The 15762-nt window shown below is 73.1% G+C and carries 9 protein-coding genes, 2 tRNA genes and 1 pseudogene; 9 read left to right on the top strand and 3 right to left on the bottom strand.

Annotated features, from left to right (window positions below; all coding sequences use genetic code 11):
- Nucleotides 1-54 precede the first annotated feature (54 nt).
- Nucleotides 55-127: transfer RNA gene (locus ACF09K_RS05840), tRNA-Ala, on the top strand.
- 71 nt (nt 128-198) lie between these two features.
- Here ACF09K_RS05840 and ACF09K_RS05835 read toward each other — a convergent pair.
- Nucleotides 199-1137 (bottom strand): helix-turn-helix transcriptional regulator, encoded by a 939-nt coding sequence (locus tag ACF09K_RS05835; protein WP_392241254.1) that lies wholly within the window; start codon nt 1135-1137, stop codon nt 199-201.
- A 199-nt stretch (nt 1138-1336) separates the two neighbouring features.
- On the opposite strand from ACF09K_RS05835, the pseudogene ACF09K_RS05830 reads away from it, so the two are divergent.
- From ACF09K_RS05830 to ACF09K_RS05820, 3 genes and pseudogenes are all read left to right on the top strand, one after another.
- Nucleotides 1337-2698 (top strand): annotated as a pseudogene (locus ACF09K_RS05830) (MFS transporter); the annotation flags it as partial.
- Nucleotides 2699-2947: 249 nt separating this feature from the next.
- Entirely contained in the window at nt 2948-3181 is a 234-nt protein-coding gene (locus ACF09K_RS05825) for a hypothetical protein (RefSeq protein ID WP_003976229.1), read from the top strand.
- 130 nt (nt 3182-3311) lie between these two features.
- A tRNA-Ala gene (locus ACF09K_RS05820) sits at nt 3312-3384 on the top strand.
- A 160-nt stretch (nt 3385-3544) separates the two neighbouring features.
- Here the strand turns inward: ACF09K_RS05820 and ACF09K_RS05815 are convergent.
- Both ACF09K_RS05815 and ACF09K_RS05810 read right to left on the bottom strand, forming a co-directional pair.
- A complete protein-coding gene (locus ACF09K_RS05815) occupies nt 3545-5155 on the bottom strand; it encodes an NADH-ubiquinone oxidoreductase-F iron-sulfur binding region domain-containing protein (protein ID WP_392241253.1) in 1611 nt (536 codons plus the stop codon).
- Complete coding sequence (locus tag ACF09K_RS05810) at nt 5152-6450, bottom strand: cytochrome b/b6 domain-containing protein (protein WP_392241252.1); 1299 nt, start codon at nt 6448-6450, stop codon at nt 5152-5154. Before ACF09K_RS05810 ends, ACF09K_RS05815 begins: the two co-directional genes overlap by 4 nt.
- A 412-nt stretch (nt 6451-6862) precedes the next feature.
- Here ACF09K_RS05810 and leuS point away from each other — a divergent pair, with 412 nt between their 5' ends.
- The 5 genes from leuS (at nt 6863) to ACF09K_RS05785 (ending at nt 15762) form a co-directional block, all read left to right on the top strand.
- On the top strand, nt 6863-9739 hold the full coding sequence (leuS, locus tag ACF09K_RS05805) for a leucine--tRNA ligase (protein ID WP_392241251.1): 2877 nt from the start codon (nt 6863-6865) through the stop codon (nt 9737-9739).
- 226 nt (nt 9740-9965) lie between these two features.
- The gene (locus tag ACF09K_RS05800) at nt 9966-10709 is read left to right on the top strand and encodes a hypothetical protein (protein ID WP_392241250.1); all 744 of its coding nucleotides are present in this window, start codon (nt 9966-9968) and stop codon (nt 10707-10709) included.
- 93 nt (nt 10710-10802) lie between these two features.
- On the top strand, nt 10803-11648 hold the full coding sequence (locus tag ACF09K_RS05795; protein WP_392241249.1) for a DegV family protein: 846 nt from the start codon (nt 10803-10805) through the stop codon (nt 11646-11648).
- A 110-nt stretch (nt 11649-11758) separates the two neighbouring features.
- Complete coding sequence (locus ACF09K_RS05790; RefSeq protein ID WP_392241248.1) at nt 11759-12865, top strand: helix-hairpin-helix domain-containing protein; 1107 nt, start codon at nt 11759-11761, stop codon at nt 12863-12865.
- A 185-nt stretch (nt 12866-13050) separates the two neighbouring features.
- Nucleotides 13051-15762, top strand: a complete 2712-nt coding sequence (locus tag ACF09K_RS05785; RefSeq protein WP_392241247.1) for a ComEC/Rec2 family competence protein — start codon at nt 13051-13053, stop codon at nt 15760-15762.

Here is a 15762-nt window from a genome sequence, read left to right as displayed (position 1 = left end):
CAGGTCGCAGGCTAAAGTTCTTCTTGTTCGCCCCGCCGAGCGGGAAGAACGCAAGGGGCTATAGCTCAGTTGGTAGAGCGCCTGCATGGCATGCAGGAGGTCAGGAGTTCAATTCTCCTTAGCTCCACTGATCGACACTCTGTGGAGTTGTCAAAGATCGGTTTCGGGAAGATCCCGCCCCTCAGGGGGCGGGATTTTTCATTGCCCGCGCAGCGTTTCCGTCCGCGGTGCCCGCGTCCTCAGTGCCCGCGTCCTCAGTGCCTGCGTCCTCAGTGCCTGCGTCCGTCGCGCCGTCTCCTCGTCCTCCGGCGTGTAGACCACGATGCGGCACTCCGGCATCCCGTCGATCGACAGCGACATGGACGTCATCCGCAGCTCGCCCACCGCGGGGTGCCGGAAGACCTTCACACGGCGGCCCGGCTCCGCCACGTCCCCGGACTCCCACAGCCGCGCGAACAGCGGGCTCGCCGCCGACAGCGCGCGTATGAAGTCCTCCCAGGCGGGCTCCCCGGCATGCAGGCCGTACGACGCCCGCAGGGTCGCCACCATCACCGGCAGCTCCGTCTCCCGGAACAGCAGCGGGCAGTCCTCCTCGTCGACCGTGAACAGCGTCCGCAGCGCGTTGGCCGGCGTCCCGGTCGGCGCCCGGGGCGGGGTCAGGAACAGGTCCTCGTACACGGCGTTGGCGGCCAGGATGTCGTAGCGCGAGTTGTAGACCACCGCGGGCCGGGGCACGAGGGCGTCGATGATGCCCTGGACCTCCGGCCCCACGCTCCGCGCGAGGGCCTCCGGCGTCGGCACGTACGGCACCTCCGCCAGGTGGTAGAGGTGCTCCCGCTCCGGCGGGTCCAGCCGCAGGGTGCGCGCCACCGCGTCCAGCACCTGGGCCGACGCGTTGATCGGCCGGCCCTGCTCCAGCCAGGTGTACCAGGTGTCGCCCACGCCCGAGAGCTGTGCCACCTCCTCCCGCCGCAGCCCCGGCGTACGGCGCCGCGGGCCGGGTGGCATGCCGACGTCGGCCGGTGTCACCCGGGCCCGCCTGCTGCGCAGGAAGGCCGCCAGCTCCGGCCGGCGTCGCTGCGCGGACCCGGCCCCCGGGTCCGCGGCCCGCCTCCTCGTCGTCGTCGCGTCCGTCATCGCCGATCCCCCGTTCCTCCCCTGCCGGGTGCTGTCGGTACCAGCATCAGCAGACTCTCGGCACCCGTACCGACGCCGCGTCAGGCTCGACGGCATGACGACCCCACCCCGGACGAGCCCGGATTCCGTGCCCGCTCCCACTCCTGTCACCAGTAAAGCCCCCGGCACCGACAATCGGGGCCGGCGCCTGCTCGCGGTCGTGCTCACCGCCCAGTTCATGGCACTGCTGGACGTCTTCATCGTGAACGTCGCGGCCCCCGCGATCGGTTCCGACCTGAACGCCTCCGGGGCCGACCTCCAACTGGTCGTGGCCGGCTACGCCATCACCTACTCCGTGCTGCTGATCACCGGCGCGCGGCTCGGTGACCGGTTCGGTCACGGACGGGTCCATCTCGCCGGACTGGCCCTGTTCACCGCCGCCTCGCTGGCCTGCGGACTGGCGGGAGGCAGTACCGAACTCATCGTGTTCCGGCTGGTGCAGGGCGCCGGGTCGGCGCTGATGATCCCTCAGGTGCTGAGCCTGATCCAGCGCGCCTTCACCGGCGAGGCCCGCGTCCGGGCGCTCGGCGCGTACGCGGCGGTCCTCGCCCTCGGCGCGGCGGCCGGGCAGGTCGTCGGCGGCGTGCTGGTCAGCGCCGACCTGCTGGGCACCGGCTGGCGGCCGGTGTTCCTGGTCAACGTGCCGGTGGGCCTCTTCCTGCTGGCCGTCGGCGGGCGGGTCCTGCCGCGCGGCACCGGGACGCGGCCGGAGCGGGCCCGCGGCCTGGACCTGTCCGGCCTGGTGCTGCTCGGCGCGGCGGTCTCCCTGGTCGCCGTACCGCTCGTGCTCGGCCAGGAGGAGGGCTGGCCGTCGTGGTCCCTGCTCTCGCCGGCCGTCGGCGCGCTCCTGTTCGCCGTGTTCTGCGGCTACGAGTCCCGGCTCGCCCGGCGCGGCGGTGCCCCGCTGATCGCGCCCCGCGTGCTGCGCCACCCCGGCATGGGGCTCGCCGTGCTGCGCATCGCGGCCGTCATGGCGGTCAACGGCGGCTTCCTGTTCGTCCTCACCCTGCACGTCCAGGAGGGCCTGGGGTACAGCGCGCTGCGCGCCGGTCTGACGTTCGCGCCGACCGCGGTGGTCTTCGGCGCGGTCGGGCTGACCTGGCGCAGGTGGCCCGCGGCCCGGCAACGGGCGCTCGCCCCGGCCGGGTTCGCGCTCACGGCCGTCTCCATGGCCGCGGTGGGCCTGGCCTTCAGGGGCGGCGGCCACGGGGGCGTGTGGCTGTATCCGGCGTACGCCGGAGTGGGAGTGGGGCTCGCGCTGGCGTTCAGTCCCACGCTCACCCGGGCCCTGGCCGCCGTACGCCCCGAGGACGCGGCGGATGCCAGCGGGCTGCTCGCCACGGTCACGCAGCTCGGGCAGCTGGCCGGGGTCGCGGCCTTCGGCGCACTCTTCCTCGACCGGCTTGAGTCACTCGGGGGCCCGGCGGCGTATACCTCTTCGCAAGCGCTGCTCACATGCATGTCCGCGCTCGCCGTGACGGCCGCGCTGGGCGCCGTGTCCGGACTGGTACTGAGGCGTCGCTCACCGTATCGGCCCGGCCGTGGCAGAATCAAACGGCCGGAAGGGGGCGCGGCCCGACGGGAGGGATTTGCGATGCCTGCGAGCATCCTCGGAGAGGGTGGCCACCTCTTTGGAGCAGCGGTGACACGGGGCACGGCCACCCGGCTCAGCTGCCCTTCCTGCGGTTCGGCGTTCGTGGCGCAAGTCCTCGGTGACAACGGCGGGATCTCCTACGTGTGCACGGCCTGCGGCCACAGCTGGAGCTGATCGATGGGTGCACACAGGCGGAAGTGCGACTGGTGCGGCAGTGGCACCCCGATCGTCCGCGACATGGAGCCGGTCAACCCCGACTACCAGTACTGGTGCGAGGAATGCGCGCGGGCGCTGATCATCAAGGGCGACCCGATCGAGACCTACCGGGAGCTGGAGGGCGAGCCGATCTACGGCCGGCTCCTCGAGGAGCACTGCACCCTCAAGCGGTTCTATTCGTTCGTCACCGCCTGAGGCGACCGCCTCAAGCGGCATTCCCGTCCGGACCTGACCGAGCCGGGCATAACGGAAACGATTTGGTGGTGCACCCCCTGGAGCGTGTAATGTTGGCGTCGCCGCCAGGGAAGCCCGGCGGACAAGACAAGGGGCTATAGCTCAGTTGGTAGAGCGCCTGCATGGCATGCAGGAGGTCAGGAGTTCAATTCTCCTTAGCTCCACAACGGATCCCGCCGGTTCGGAAGAACCGGCGGGATCCTTTTTCGTGTTCGCACGCGCGCGTGCGGCGAGAAACGGGCCGGAGGGGGGCCGCGCTCCGCCGGGCAGCCCCCCTCCGGCCCGTTTCCCGGCGACGCCGCGGCGACGGGCGCAGCGTGCCGGTCAGCGGCCCAGGGCGCGGCGGCCGCGGCCCTGGGAGAGGACCGGAAGGTTGCGGGAAGGCTCCTTCGCGCGCGTGTCCTCCTCGATGCGCAGGGCGAGCGCCGGGCAGCGGCGCACCGCGCGCAGCGCCTTCGCCTCCGCGTAACGCGGCACCTTGGCCTGCGCGACCGTCGGGAAGCCGTCGGCGCCGAGCTGGAAGACCTCCGGGAGGATGTCCGCGCACAGTCCGTGACCGCGGCACAGGGTCCAGTCCACGAAGATCTTCTGACGGCTGTCGCCGTCGTCCTCGGGCGTTCCGCCGGCCGAGATGCCCGCGGGGGCCATGCCGCCCTCGAAGAGCGGCAGAACGCCCTCCACGGGCCGTCCGCAGCCATTGCCGAGGACGTGGGCCGCGAGGTCGTCCGTGAACGCCTTGATGGTCGACTCCAGGAACATCGCGGAGCCGTCCGGGTGCGAGCAGGCACCGCGCCGCTTGACGTTCTTGGCGACCTGCTTGAGCGCCTCCAGGGCGGCCGGGCCCCCGCCGTTGATGATGTCCTCCATGCCGCGGGCGGCGGCCGGCAGCCCGAGGTAGCAGGGGCCGCACTGTCCCGCGCTCTCCTCGGCCAGCCACTGGGCCACGCGCAGCGACTCCCCCAGGGGGCAGGTCTCCTGGCTGATCGGCAGGATCGCGCCGGCGCCGAGCGCGCCGCCCACCGCGTCCAGGGAGTTGCGCGAGACGATCGCCTCGTTGACCGTCGCGGCGTCGATCCACTTGCCGTGGTAACCGCCGGTCAGCACGCCCTGCGGGACCGGCGGGGCGCCGGCCAGCTGGAGGACGTAGCGCAGCGGGACGCCCGTGGGGACCTCGATCACCATCGGGCGGGCGACCGCGCCGGAGACCGTCAGCATGACGGTGCCCGGCTCGTCGTACAGACCGGTGTTGCCGTAGCGCTCGGGGCCGATGCGGGCGCCGATGGCCAGCTGGGCGAACGTCTCGGCGTTGGACAGCAGGGTCGGGGCGCCGCCGACGCCGTTCTGCGAGGCGCTGACCTTGCGGCCGGGCGGGATCGCCGGGCCGCCGTCGATGGAGCGGATCACGGACGCGGCGGCGCCGGTGACCATGCGGATCGGGTTGCGCTGGACGAACGCCTTCAGCGCCGAGCGGCGGCCGTTGCTGAGGCCGCGCTCGGCCAGTGCGGCCTCCATGGAGCGCTGGGTCGATTCGCGGGTGACCGCCACCACGAGCGTGCGGGCGCCCAGTGCCTCCGCGACCAGCAGCGCGCCGTCCAGGATGAGGTGCGGGGCGCGGTTGATCAGGACCGTGTCCTTGCGGCAGGCCGGTTCGTCCTCGCTGCCGTTGACGACGACGACCGGCCGGACGCCCCGCTTGATCGCCGCGTCGGCGACGGACCGCAGCTTCTTGTGGAAGGGGAAGCCCGCGCCGCCGCGGCCCTTGAGGTTGATGCGTTCCGAGAGCTGCGCGAGCTTCTCGCCGCCCATGGGTTCGAGCGGCCCGTGCACCTTCAGGTGCATGGGCAGATCGAGTCTCTCGACAAGGTCGAAGCCCGACGTGAGCTGCGGAAGGCCGACCACGCGGACTTCCGGGACGTCGGGCAGGGCCTCGTTCACCTATAGCCTCCGGAAGGCGTGTTCCAAGGTTCGCCCGAACCCGGCGCGTCGAAGGACGCCCCGGGGGATGGTTCATCGGCGGGACCGCTGTTGTACGTGTCGTTCGGGTTGTACGCGCCATACCGGGTGTTTGTCTCACCGGTGTCGTACACATCACTCCCGCCGTACCCGCCGGTGCCCGGATTGCCATAGACCGGGATGGTGAATCCCGTGTCCTGGAGCGGGTCGTAGACCGACTGCGGGGCCTCGCCGACCGGCGGCGGGGACGGGACCGGCCAGCTCCCGGAGGTGCTGCCGCCGCCGTCCACGCGCGGGACGGCCTCGGTGGCCTGCAGGTCGAACGGCAGGTCCATGCGCGCGGTCTGGCCGGCCGCGAACGACTGCTCCGCGCGCGGGGGCGTCGACACGGCACGGTAGGCGGCCGCGAAGCCGTTCGCCGGCTCGGGCGCGGGGGTGTCGAACAGGGGCGGCGACGGCCGCGTCCCGCGTCCGGAGCCGGCCGTGTCCGCTTCCCGGCCGGGGCGGCCCCCGTAGCCCGGCAGGGACGGGGACTCGGCCATCCGGGTCCGGGCCCGGCTCGCGTCCAGGGCGTCCCGGCCGGCCGGCTCGTCGGTGCCCAGGATCGAGGCGACGCGGTCGGCGATCCCGCGCTTGACGGGGCGCGGTGCGGAACGCAGGGCGAGGACGGCCATGACGCCCAGCAGGCACAGGCCGTAGAGGATGGTGAAGATCGGTTTGGCCGCGCGACCCGCGTAGAGTCCGTGGATCAGCGCGGCGCACCAGGCCGGGTAGGCCAGCATGTGCATGGCCCGCCAGCGGGCGGCCACCGGGGCGGGCGAGGCGAACCGGCTGCGCAGCGCGCCGGTGATGCCCACGAAGATCATCAGCAGTCCCGCCAGCGAGCCGAGTCCGATCAGTCCGGCGGCTCCGGTGACGCCGAGCGAGAACGGGATGACCGCGGCGACGAACTGGGTGTGGTCCAGCGCGATCTTCGTGGTGATGTGCAGCAGCAGGAACGCGATCGAGGCGACCGCCGTCGTCCGGTGCACGGCCTGGCCGATGAGCCGCTGGCGCGTGTTGAGGAGGATCCGGTCCTGGGCGACCAGGCCCCAGATCACCGAGCAGCTGAGCGAGACGAGGGACAGCACGCCCGCGCCGAAGTTCAGGAACGCGCGGAACTGGTCGCCTCCGACCAGCACGACCACGGGTATGAGGAGCAGGACGACGGCGGACGCCACCCCGTAGGCCGACCGGCCCGGCCGGGGGAGCGAGCTGTTACTACGAAGAGGGTTCATGGGGGCAACTCCGAGCAGTTCGGGAAAGCGGTCCCGATGCCGAACTCTAAGTGGGCGCCATACCGATGGGTACGAGGTTTGAGTTGTTGCGTTGTTATCAAAGGACAAGGTGATCATGACAATGTCCCTTAGTGGCTGTTACGCGAAGTAATCCCTGACCTTGGTTCAGTTGCGGCGTGGTGCGTACGTGTCGACCAGGCATACGCAAGCGCGTCGCGGCTTGCTCAAGCCCTGCGGTACCCTGGGGCCATGCGTGCCGTACGCCTTCTGCTTAGCGAGCCGCGCTGATCAGTCCCGAACGCCGGAGAACCGGACGGTTCGGAATCGGCGCGGCGTCCCCTCCTGTGCGAGGGGATTTTTCGTTTTCCGAGTGGCAGCCGCCGGCAGAGACGATCGATGGAGCTTTGAGGACATGAGCGAGACGAACCCCGCCGCCACCGCCGAGGCGGCCGCGCCGCACCGGTACACGGCCGCCATGGCGGCCGACATCGAGGCACGCTGGCAGGACGTCTGGGACGCCGACGGCACGTACGCGGCGCCGAACCCGAAGGGCGACCTGGCGGGCGACCCCGCGGTCGTCGCCCGGCCGAAGAAGTTCATCATGGACATGTTCCCGTATCCCTCGGGTGCGGGCCTGCACGTCGGCCACCCGCTCGGCTACATCGCGACCGACGTCTTCGCCCGCTACCAGCGGATGACCGGCCACAACGTCCTGCACACCCTCGGCTTCGACGCCTTCGGCCTGCCCGCCGAGCAGCACGCCGTGCAGACCGGTGAGCACCCCCGGATCACCACCGAAGCCGCCATCGGCAACATGAAGTCCCAGCTGCGCAGGCTGGGCCTGGGCCACGACAAGCGCCGGTCGTTCGCCACGATCGACCCGGACTACTACAAGTGGACCCAGTGGATCTTCCTGCAGGTCTTCAACTCCTGGTACGACGACGAGGCGAAGAAGGCCCGCCCGATCGCCGAGCTGGTCGCCCGCTTCGAGTCCGGTGAGCGGAGCCTGCCCGGCGGCCGCTCCTGGGGCGAGCTGAGCGAGGTGGAGCGCGCGGACGTCCTGAGCGGGTACCGCCTGGCCTACGCCTCCGACGCGCCCGTCAACTGGTGCCCCGGCCTGGGCACCGTGCTGGCCAACGAGGAGGTCACCGCCGACGGCCGCTCCGAGCGCGGCAACTACCCGGTCTTCAAGGCCAAGCTGCGCCAGTGGAACATGCGCATCACCGCCTACGCCGACCGGCTGCTCGACGACCTGGACGCGCTGGACTGGCCCGAGGCCATCAAGCTCCAGCAGCGCAACTGGATCGGCCGCTCCGAGGGCGCCCGCGTCGACTTCCCGATCGACGGCGAGCGCATCACCGTCTTCACCACGCGTCCCGACACCCTGTTCGGCGCGACCTACATGGTCCTGGCCCCCGAGCACCCGCTGGTCGAGAAGTTCACCCCGGACGCCTGGCCCGAGGGCACGCACGACGTGTGGACCGGGGGCCACGCGACCCCGGCCGACGCCGTCGCCGCGTACCGCGCGCAGGCCGCCTCCAAGTCCGACGTCGAGCGTCAGGCCGAGGCCAAGGACAAGACCGGTGTCTTCATCGGCGCCCACGCGACCAACCCGGTCAACGGCGAGCGGATCCCCGTCTTCATCGCCGACTACGTCCTGATGGGTTACGGCACCGGCGCGATCATGGCCGTCCCGGCCGGCGACCAGCGCGACTTCGAGTTCGCGCGCGCCTTCGAGCTGCCGATCCAGTGCATCGTCGAGCCCACCGACGGCCGCGGCACCGACACCTCGACGTGGGAGGACGCCTTCGCCTCCTACGACGCGAAGATCATCAACTCGTCGAACGACCAGGTCTCCCTGGACGGCCTGGGCGTCGCCGAGGCCAAGGAGCGCATCACCGAGTGGCTGGAGCGGTCCGGCGTCGGCGCGGGCACGGTCAACTTCCGGCTGCGCGACTGGCTGTTCAGCCGCCAGCGCTACTGGGGAGAGCCCTTCCCCATCGTCTACGACGAGGACGGCGTCGCCCACGCGCTGCCCGAGTCGATGCTGCCGCTGGAGCTGCCCGAGGTCGAGGACTACTCGCCCCGCACCTTCGACCCGGACGACGCCGACACCCAGCCCGAGACGCCGCTGTCGCGCAACGAGGACTGGGTCGACGTCACCCTGGACCTGGGCGACGGCCGCGGTCCGCGCAAGTACCGCCGCGAGACCAACACCATGCCCAACTGGGCCGGTTCCTGCTGGTACGAACTGCGCTATCTGGATCCGCACAACTCCGAGAAGCTGGTCGACCCCGAGATCGAGCAGTACTGGATGGGCCCGCGCGCGGGGCAGCCGCACGGCGGCGTCGACCTGTACGTCGGCGGTGCCGAGCACGCCGTGCTGCACCTGCTGTACGCCCGCTTCTGGTCCAAGGTCCTGTTCGACCTGGGGCACGTCTCCTCCGCGGAGCCGTTCCACAAGCTGTTCAACCAGGGCATGATCCAGGCCTACGTCTACCGTGACAGCCGAGGCATCGCCGTACCGGCCGTCGAGGTGGAGGAACGCGACGGGGCGTACTACCACGGAGACGAGAAGGTCTCCCGGCTGCTGGGCAAGATGGGCAAGTCCCTGAAGAACGCGGTCACCCCGGACGAGATCTGCGCCGAGTACGGCGCCGACACCCTGCGCCTGTACGAGATGGCGATGGGCCCGCTGGACGTCTCGCGGCCGTGGGACACGCGCGCGGTGGTGGGCCAGTTCCGGCTGCTCCAGCGACTGTGGCGCAACGTCGTGGACGAGGCGACCGGTGAGATCACCGTCGTCGACGCCGAGCCGGACGAGGACACCCTGCGGGCCCTGCACAAGGCCATCGACGGCGTGCGCCAGGACCTGGAGGGGATGCGCTTCAACACCGCCATCGCCAAGGTCACCGAGCTGAACAACCACCTGACCAAGGTGGGCGGACCGCTGTCGCGCGGCGTCGCCGAAGCCCTGGTGCTGCTCGTCGCGCCGCTGGCCCCGCACATCGCCGAGGAGCTGTGGCGCAAGCTGGGCCACACCGACTCCGTCGTCCACCAGGACTTCCCGGTGGCCGACCCGGCGTACGTCGTGGACGAGACCGTGACCTGCGTGGTGCAGATCAAGGGCAAGGTCAAGGCACGCCTGGAGGTGTCGCCGGCCATCTCCGACGAGGAGCTGGAGAAGGTGGCGCTGGCCGACGAGCACGTCGTCAGCGCACTGGGCGGCGCCGGGATCCGCAAGGTGATCGTGCGGGCGCCGAAGCTGGTCAACATCGTGCCGGCCTGACGAACACGGGCGGGTACGGCCGGGGCCGGCGTGCGGGGCATCCCGCGCGCGGTTCCGGCTGGCTCCTCTCCGAGAGGTGACGGCGCGTGCGGCTCCGGTCGGAGCGTGCTTCGGGGTAGTCCCCTACGGGCAGGTTCGGGGTTCTGGTGGAACTCCGCGCCTGCCCGTTGCGTTTACCGTTGAAGAGCGGCGCGAGGCGCGCCGCGTCGGACCGGAGGAGGAGCTCGTGGAAGCAGTGATCGCGATCCTTGCCCTGCTTTTCGTGCTCTTCCTGGCGGTGGGGGCCTACGCGACGGTGAAGGTCGTCGGCGCCGCCAAGCGCGGCGTCGACCGCACCATCACCCAGGCGCGCCGCACCGTCGAGGACCACACCCTGCGGGCCAAGTCCTTCGCCCAGCCCGGCCCGGCCGGCGAGATCGCCCAGCTCCGCCTCGAGCTGCGGACCTCGATGCGGGCCACCCAGGAGGCGCTGCAGGCCGGCGCCGGCGAGGACGAGTCCCTCAAGGAGTCCCTCGCCCTCTTCGCACGCCTCAGCGAGCACGGGCGCGAACTGGACGGCGAACTCAAGCGACTGGAGTCCGAGCCCGACCGGGCCACCCTCGCCGAGCGGTTGCCGTCGCTGCGCGAGCGCACCGGGCGCATCACGTCATCGGCGGACTCGCTGCGCTGGGCCGCCCGCGACCGGGCCCGCCGCTTCGCCGACGACGACCTGGACACCCTCCACGCGCAGATCGACGTCGAGGCCGGCGCCCTGCGCCACTGGACCACCGCGGACGACCCGGTCTCCTCGCGGACGTCCTCCTCCCGGCCCGAGCACCCCGCGACCGGCCGCGCGACCGCAGGCCAGAACCGGTCGCAGACACCCGCCCCGGACCCGGCGGAGTCTCCCGTCCGGCCCGCCATCACCCCACCGGGGCCGCGTCCCGACTATCCCTGGCAGAAGAAGCCCCGGCCCGAGAGCACCACCTGAGCCGCCCGGCCAGGTACCCGATCCGGTCAACGGCCGGCCGGCCGCGGGAGCCCGGACTCCCGTCCCGCGGATACGGCAGGTAACCTCCAGCTCATGTCCCGCCATGTCGCTATCGTCACGGATTCCACGGCCTATCTGCCGCAGCGGACGATGGAGCGCCACGGCATCACCGCGGTGCCCCTGACCGTCGTTCTCGGCGACCGGGCGCTCGAAGAGGGCACCGAGATCTCGACCCGCTCCCTGGCCCTGGCACTGCAGAAGCGACGCTCCGTCACCACCTCGCGCCCCAGCCCCCAGGTCTTCGCGGAGACCTACCGCAGGATCGCCGAGTCCGGCGCCACCGGCATCGTCTCCCTCCATCTGTCCGCCGAACTGTCGGGCACCCACGACGCGGCGGTCCTCGCGGCGCGCGAGGCCACGGTCCCGGTACGGGTGGTGGACACCGGCATGATCGCGATGGCGCTCGGATTCTGCGCGCTCTCGGCGGCCGGGACGGCGGAAGCGGGCGGCACGGTGGACGAGGCGGTCGCGGCCGCGGAGAAACGCGCCGCCGGCACCTCCGCCTTCTTCTACGTCGACACCCTCGACTATCTGCGCCGTGGCGGTCGCATCGGCGCCGCCCAGGCCCTCTTCGGTTCCGCGCTCGCGGTGAAGCCGCTGCTCCAGCTGGACGGGGGGCGCATCGAGCCACTGGAGAAGGTGCGGACGGCGTCGAGGGCGATCGCCCGCCTCGAGGAACTGGCGGCCGACCGTGCGGGCGACGCACGGGTGGACATCGCCGTCCACCATCTCGCGGCCCCCGACCGGGCGTCAGCCCTGGCGGACCGCCTGCGGGCGCGGGTGCCCGGTCTCGGGGAACTGCATGTGAGCGAGGTCGGCGCGGTGATCGGGGCGCACACCGGGCCCGGCTTGCTGGGAGTCGTGGTTTCAGCCCGGTGAGGAGCCGTCACCTCACTCCCACGGGTGGCGGAGTTATCCACAATCGGATGGTTCTCCCCGGGAATTGGGCAAGATCATCATGATGTCGTGAAGTGCCCCATTCTCGTGGCATGGCACTTCGATCACGCACACGGACGACCGCCGCGACCAGTGGACCCGGACGCCGGCCCGGCTCCGACGGACGCGTCCGGCACCGGCGGTCACCGGCAGGCAGCCGGGTGGGGAACCACCGTGCCCCGGCCGAGGAGCTGCGCCGGCGAGCGGAGCTGCTGTTCGGGGAACGGGACGGCGAGCGCGGGGAGTTGGGGATGGGGCCGCCGCGGGACGACGGTGGTCCGGGAAGCACGCCCGGCATGGTGGGGGAGGACGCTGCAGGGGCAGGGGCAGGGGCAGGGGCAGGGGCAGGGGCAGGAGCAGGGGCAGGGGCGCGGCCCAGGTCCGGGGCCGAGAGCGACGGCCGTGCGGTGGTGACCCGTGGGCCGGGGGACTGGCGGGCGCGGGCCGGGCTGGCTCTGTGGGAGCGGCTGCCGGTGTGGGCACAGGCACGGTGCGGACTGGAACGCAGGAGTGCGCTCGCGCTGGCCGTCGTGGTGGTCGCCGTCGCCGCGTTCGCCGTCCAGCACTTCTGGAGCGGCCGCGCGCAGCCCGTGCGGGCTCCCGAGATCGTGCGGGCGGCCGCTCCCTACGGGGAGGGCGAGCGGAGCGGGCCGGCCGAGCCCTCCGCTTCGGCTCCGGCGCCCGGTGGGGCCGGCGCGGCGGGAGCGGGCACGGCAGGAGCGCAGATCGTGGTGGACGTCAGCGGCAAGGTCCGCGATCCCGGCATCCATCGCCTTCCGGCCGGCTCGCGCGTGGTCGACGCACTGGCCGCGGCCGGTGGGGTGCGGCCGGGCACGAACACCGACGGTCTGAACCGGGCGCGCTTCCTCGTGGACGGGGAGCAGGTCGTCGTCGGCGGGCCGCCGGGGACCGGGGGCCAGGCGGCTGGGGCAGGACCCGGAGGCGGTGCGGTGGGCGCGGGACCGCCGGCCCCCGTCTCCCTCAGCACGGCCACCGCGGACCAGCTCGACACGCTGCCCGGCGTCGGGCCCGTGCTGGCGCAGCACATCGTGGACTACCGGACGCGGCACGGCGGCTTCCGATCGGTGGACGAGCTGCGCGAGGTCAACGGCATCGGCGAGCGCCGCTTCTCCGACCTGCGGAACCTGGTACGGCCATGAGGGAGGAGGAGACGAGGGGCGGCGCCCGACGGGCGGGTCCGGCGGGAGGCGGACCGGTGGCCTCGACGGGGACAGGGACGCCGGTGGGCGCTGGGGCCGGCGCTGAGGCTCGGGCCGGGGAGGGGACGGCGACTGCGGCAGGCGCGGGGGCCGGAGCGGACGCCCCAGCGCGTTCGCGCCGAGCGGTGCACGCCGCCTCCGGGAGCCGGCTGGGGGCTTCGCACCCGCGGCAGGAGGGACCGGTGGACCTGCGGCTCGTACCGCCCGCGCTCGCGGCCTGGGCCACGGCGGCATGGACGCTGGACGCCCCACCCCGGCTGGTGGGCGGTGTCGTGCTCCTCTGCGTGATCGTGGCCGGGGTCCTCCTGAGCGGGGGGAGGAGCGGTGCCCGGGGAGTCCCGCCGACGGCCGGCGTCGGTGTGTCGCCGGACGGAGGGGGAGCGACGACGCCGACCGGCGGCGCGCGACCGTCGGACGGTACGGGGGACCGGCCCGACCGGCTCCGGGACGGGAGGGGGAGCCGGCCGCCCACCGGCACGGGGATGCGGTCGTCGAGAGGGCCGGGGAGCCGGTCGCCGGGCAGGCCGGCGGGCACTCGGTACGCGTGGTCGCGGACGAGCGGGGCCACGGTGCTGCTCTGTGTGGCCGCGGCCGGCGTGTCCGCCGGGCTGCACGGGGCCGATCTGCGTCGCGGACCGGTGCCGGTACTGGCGCGGGAGTACGCCACCGTCACCGCCGAGGTGGAACTGACCTCGGACCCGCGGATGGTCCGGCCGAGGGTGCGGGGGGACCACGTCACCCCGGACTCCGTGCTGGTCGACGGGCAGGTGCGGTCGGTCGCGGTGGACGGGGCCGCGGGGGTGGCGACCAGGGCGCCGGTGCTCGTGGTGGTGGACGTCCGTGACCGTGCGGGGCCGGACGGCGGACGACCGGCGGGCACCGGCCGGGGCGTGCGGCAGGCGTGGCTCGGCCTGCTGCCGTCCACCCGGGTGCGGGTGGCCGGGCGGCTGGCCCCCGCGCTGACGGGCGGCGACCGGATCGCTGCCGTGCTGCGGGTGCGGGACCGCGGTGCGCGCGCGGTCCCGGTGGTCGTGCGGAAGCCGTCGGCACCGCAACGCGCCGCCGGCCGGTTGCGGGCGGGGCTGAGGGAGGCCACGGACGGGTTGCCGGCGGACGCCCGGGCGCTGCTGCCGGGGCTGGTCGTCGGGGACACGTCGCGGATCACGCCCGAGCTGGACGAGGCCTTCAAGGAGACGGACCTCGCCCACACCCTGGCCGTGTCCGGGAGCAACCTCACGATCATGCTCGCCCTCCTGCTGGGGCCGCCCGGTCTGGCCCAGCACGTCGAGCGACGCGGTCTGGCTCCCCGCCTGGGGATCCCGCTGCGGACGACCGCGCTGTTCGGCGGGGTGCTCACGCTCGGCTTCGTGGTCGTGTGCCGGCCCGACCCGAGCGTGCTGCGGGCGGCGGCCTGCGGCGCCGTCGTCCTGCTCGCCCTGGCGACCGGCCGCCGCCGCTCCCTGATCCCGGCGCTGGCGACGGCGGTCCTCCTCCTGGTGCTGTACGACCCCTGGCTGGCCCGGAGTTACGGCTTCCTGCTGTCGGTGCTGGCCACGGGGGCCCTGCTGACGCTGGCACCGCGCTGGAGCGCCGCCCTGCGGCGTCGCGGGCTTCCGCCGAGACTCGCGGAGGCGCTGGCGGCGGCGGGGGCCGCACAGGCCCTGTGCGCGCCGGTCGTGGCGGTGCTGTCGGCCCGGGTCAGCCTGGTGGCGGTGCCGTGCAACCTCCTCGTGGAATTCGCGGTGGCACCGGCCACCGTGCTGGGGTTCACCACCCTGGCGACGGCACCGTGGGCGATGCCGGCGGCGAAGGCTTCGGCCTGGTGCGCGAGTTGGCCTGCCGAATGGATCGCGGGTGTCGCGCGGACCGGGGCGGCGCTGCCCGGTGCGGGAGTGGACTGGCCCGGCGGTTGGGGCGGGGCGCTGCTGCTCGCCCTCGCCACCGCGGTGGCGGTGCCGCTGGGGAGACGGTTGCTGCGGCGGCCGTGGCTGTGCGCGGTCTGCGCGGCGCTGCTTCTGCTCGCGGTGGTGCGGCCGCCTCCGCTGACCCGGGTGCTCACGGGCTGGCCGCCGCCGGGGTGGCGGCTGGCGATGTGTGACGTGGGCCAGGGCGACGCGACGGTGCTGGCCGCGGGTGAGGGCACCGGTGTGGTGGTGGACGCCGGCCCGGACCCCGTACTGGTCGACCGGTGCCTCGACCGGCTGGGCATCACCCGGATCCCGCTCGTCGTGCTGACCCACTTCCACGCCGACCACGTGGCGGGACTGCCCGGCGTGCTGCGGGGCCGGGCGGTGGGGGCGATCGAGACGACGGGGTTCGCGGAGCCGGTCGACCAGGTGGCGTTCGTCCGCAGGGAGGCCGAGGCCGTCCGTGTTCCCCTGGTGCGGGCGGTGGCGGGGGAGCGGCGGCGGCTCGGGTCCCTCGACTGGGAGGTGTTGTGGCCGCCGGCCAGGCAGGTGCCGGAACCGGAGGGGCCGAACGACGCGAGCGTGACGCTGCTGGTCCGGTCGGCGGGGACACGGATGCTGCTGCTCGGCGACCTGGAGCCTCCGGGCCAGCAGGCGTTGGCGCGGTCGTCCGCGGCGGCCCGGTGGAAAGGGGTGGACGTGCTCAAGGTCGCCCACCACGGCTCGGCCTACCAGGACCCGGGTCTGCTGCGCGCGGTGGCGCCCCGGCTGGCGCTGATCTCCACGGGGGCGGGCAACCCGTACGGCCATCCGGCGCCCGCCACCGTCGCGGCTCTGCGGGCCACGGGTGCGGTGGTGCTGCGGACCGACAGGGACGGGGCGTTGGCCGTCGTGGGTACGGGCGGCCGACTGCGGGTGGCGCGAGACTGA

This window comes from Streptomyces sp. NPDC014882 (genome assembly GCF_043081325.1).
Taxonomy (GTDB): Bacteria; Actinomycetota; Actinomycetes; order Streptomycetales; family Streptomycetaceae; genus Streptomyces.
Note: the sequence above shows the minus strand (reverse complement) of the source record. Positions and strands in the feature narration are given on the sequence as shown.

Coding starts and splice junctions, on each gene's coding strand:
- ACF09K_RS05825 (WP_003976229.1), top strand. CDS start 2,948: ATGGGTGCACACAGGCGGAAGTGCGACTGGTGCGGCAGTGGCACCCCG.
- ACF09K_RS05810 (WP_392241252.1), bottom strand. CDS start 6,450: ATGAACCCTCTTCGTAGTAACAGCTCGCTCCCCCGGCCGGGCCGGTCG.
- ACF09K_RS05835 (WP_392241254.1), bottom strand. CDS start 1,137: ATGACGGACGCGACGACGACGAGGAGGCGGGCCGCGGACCCGGGGGCC.
- ACF09K_RS05795 (WP_392241249.1), top strand. CDS start 10,803: ATGTCCCGCCATGTCGCTATCGTCACGGATTCCACGGCCTATCTGCCG.
- leuS (WP_392241251.1), top strand. CDS start 6,863: ATGAGCGAGACGAACCCCGCCGCCACCGCCGAGGCGGCCGCGCCGCAC.
- ACF09K_RS05790 (WP_392241248.1), top strand. CDS start 11,759: ATGGCACTTCGATCACGCACACGGACGACCGCCGCGACCAGTGGACCC.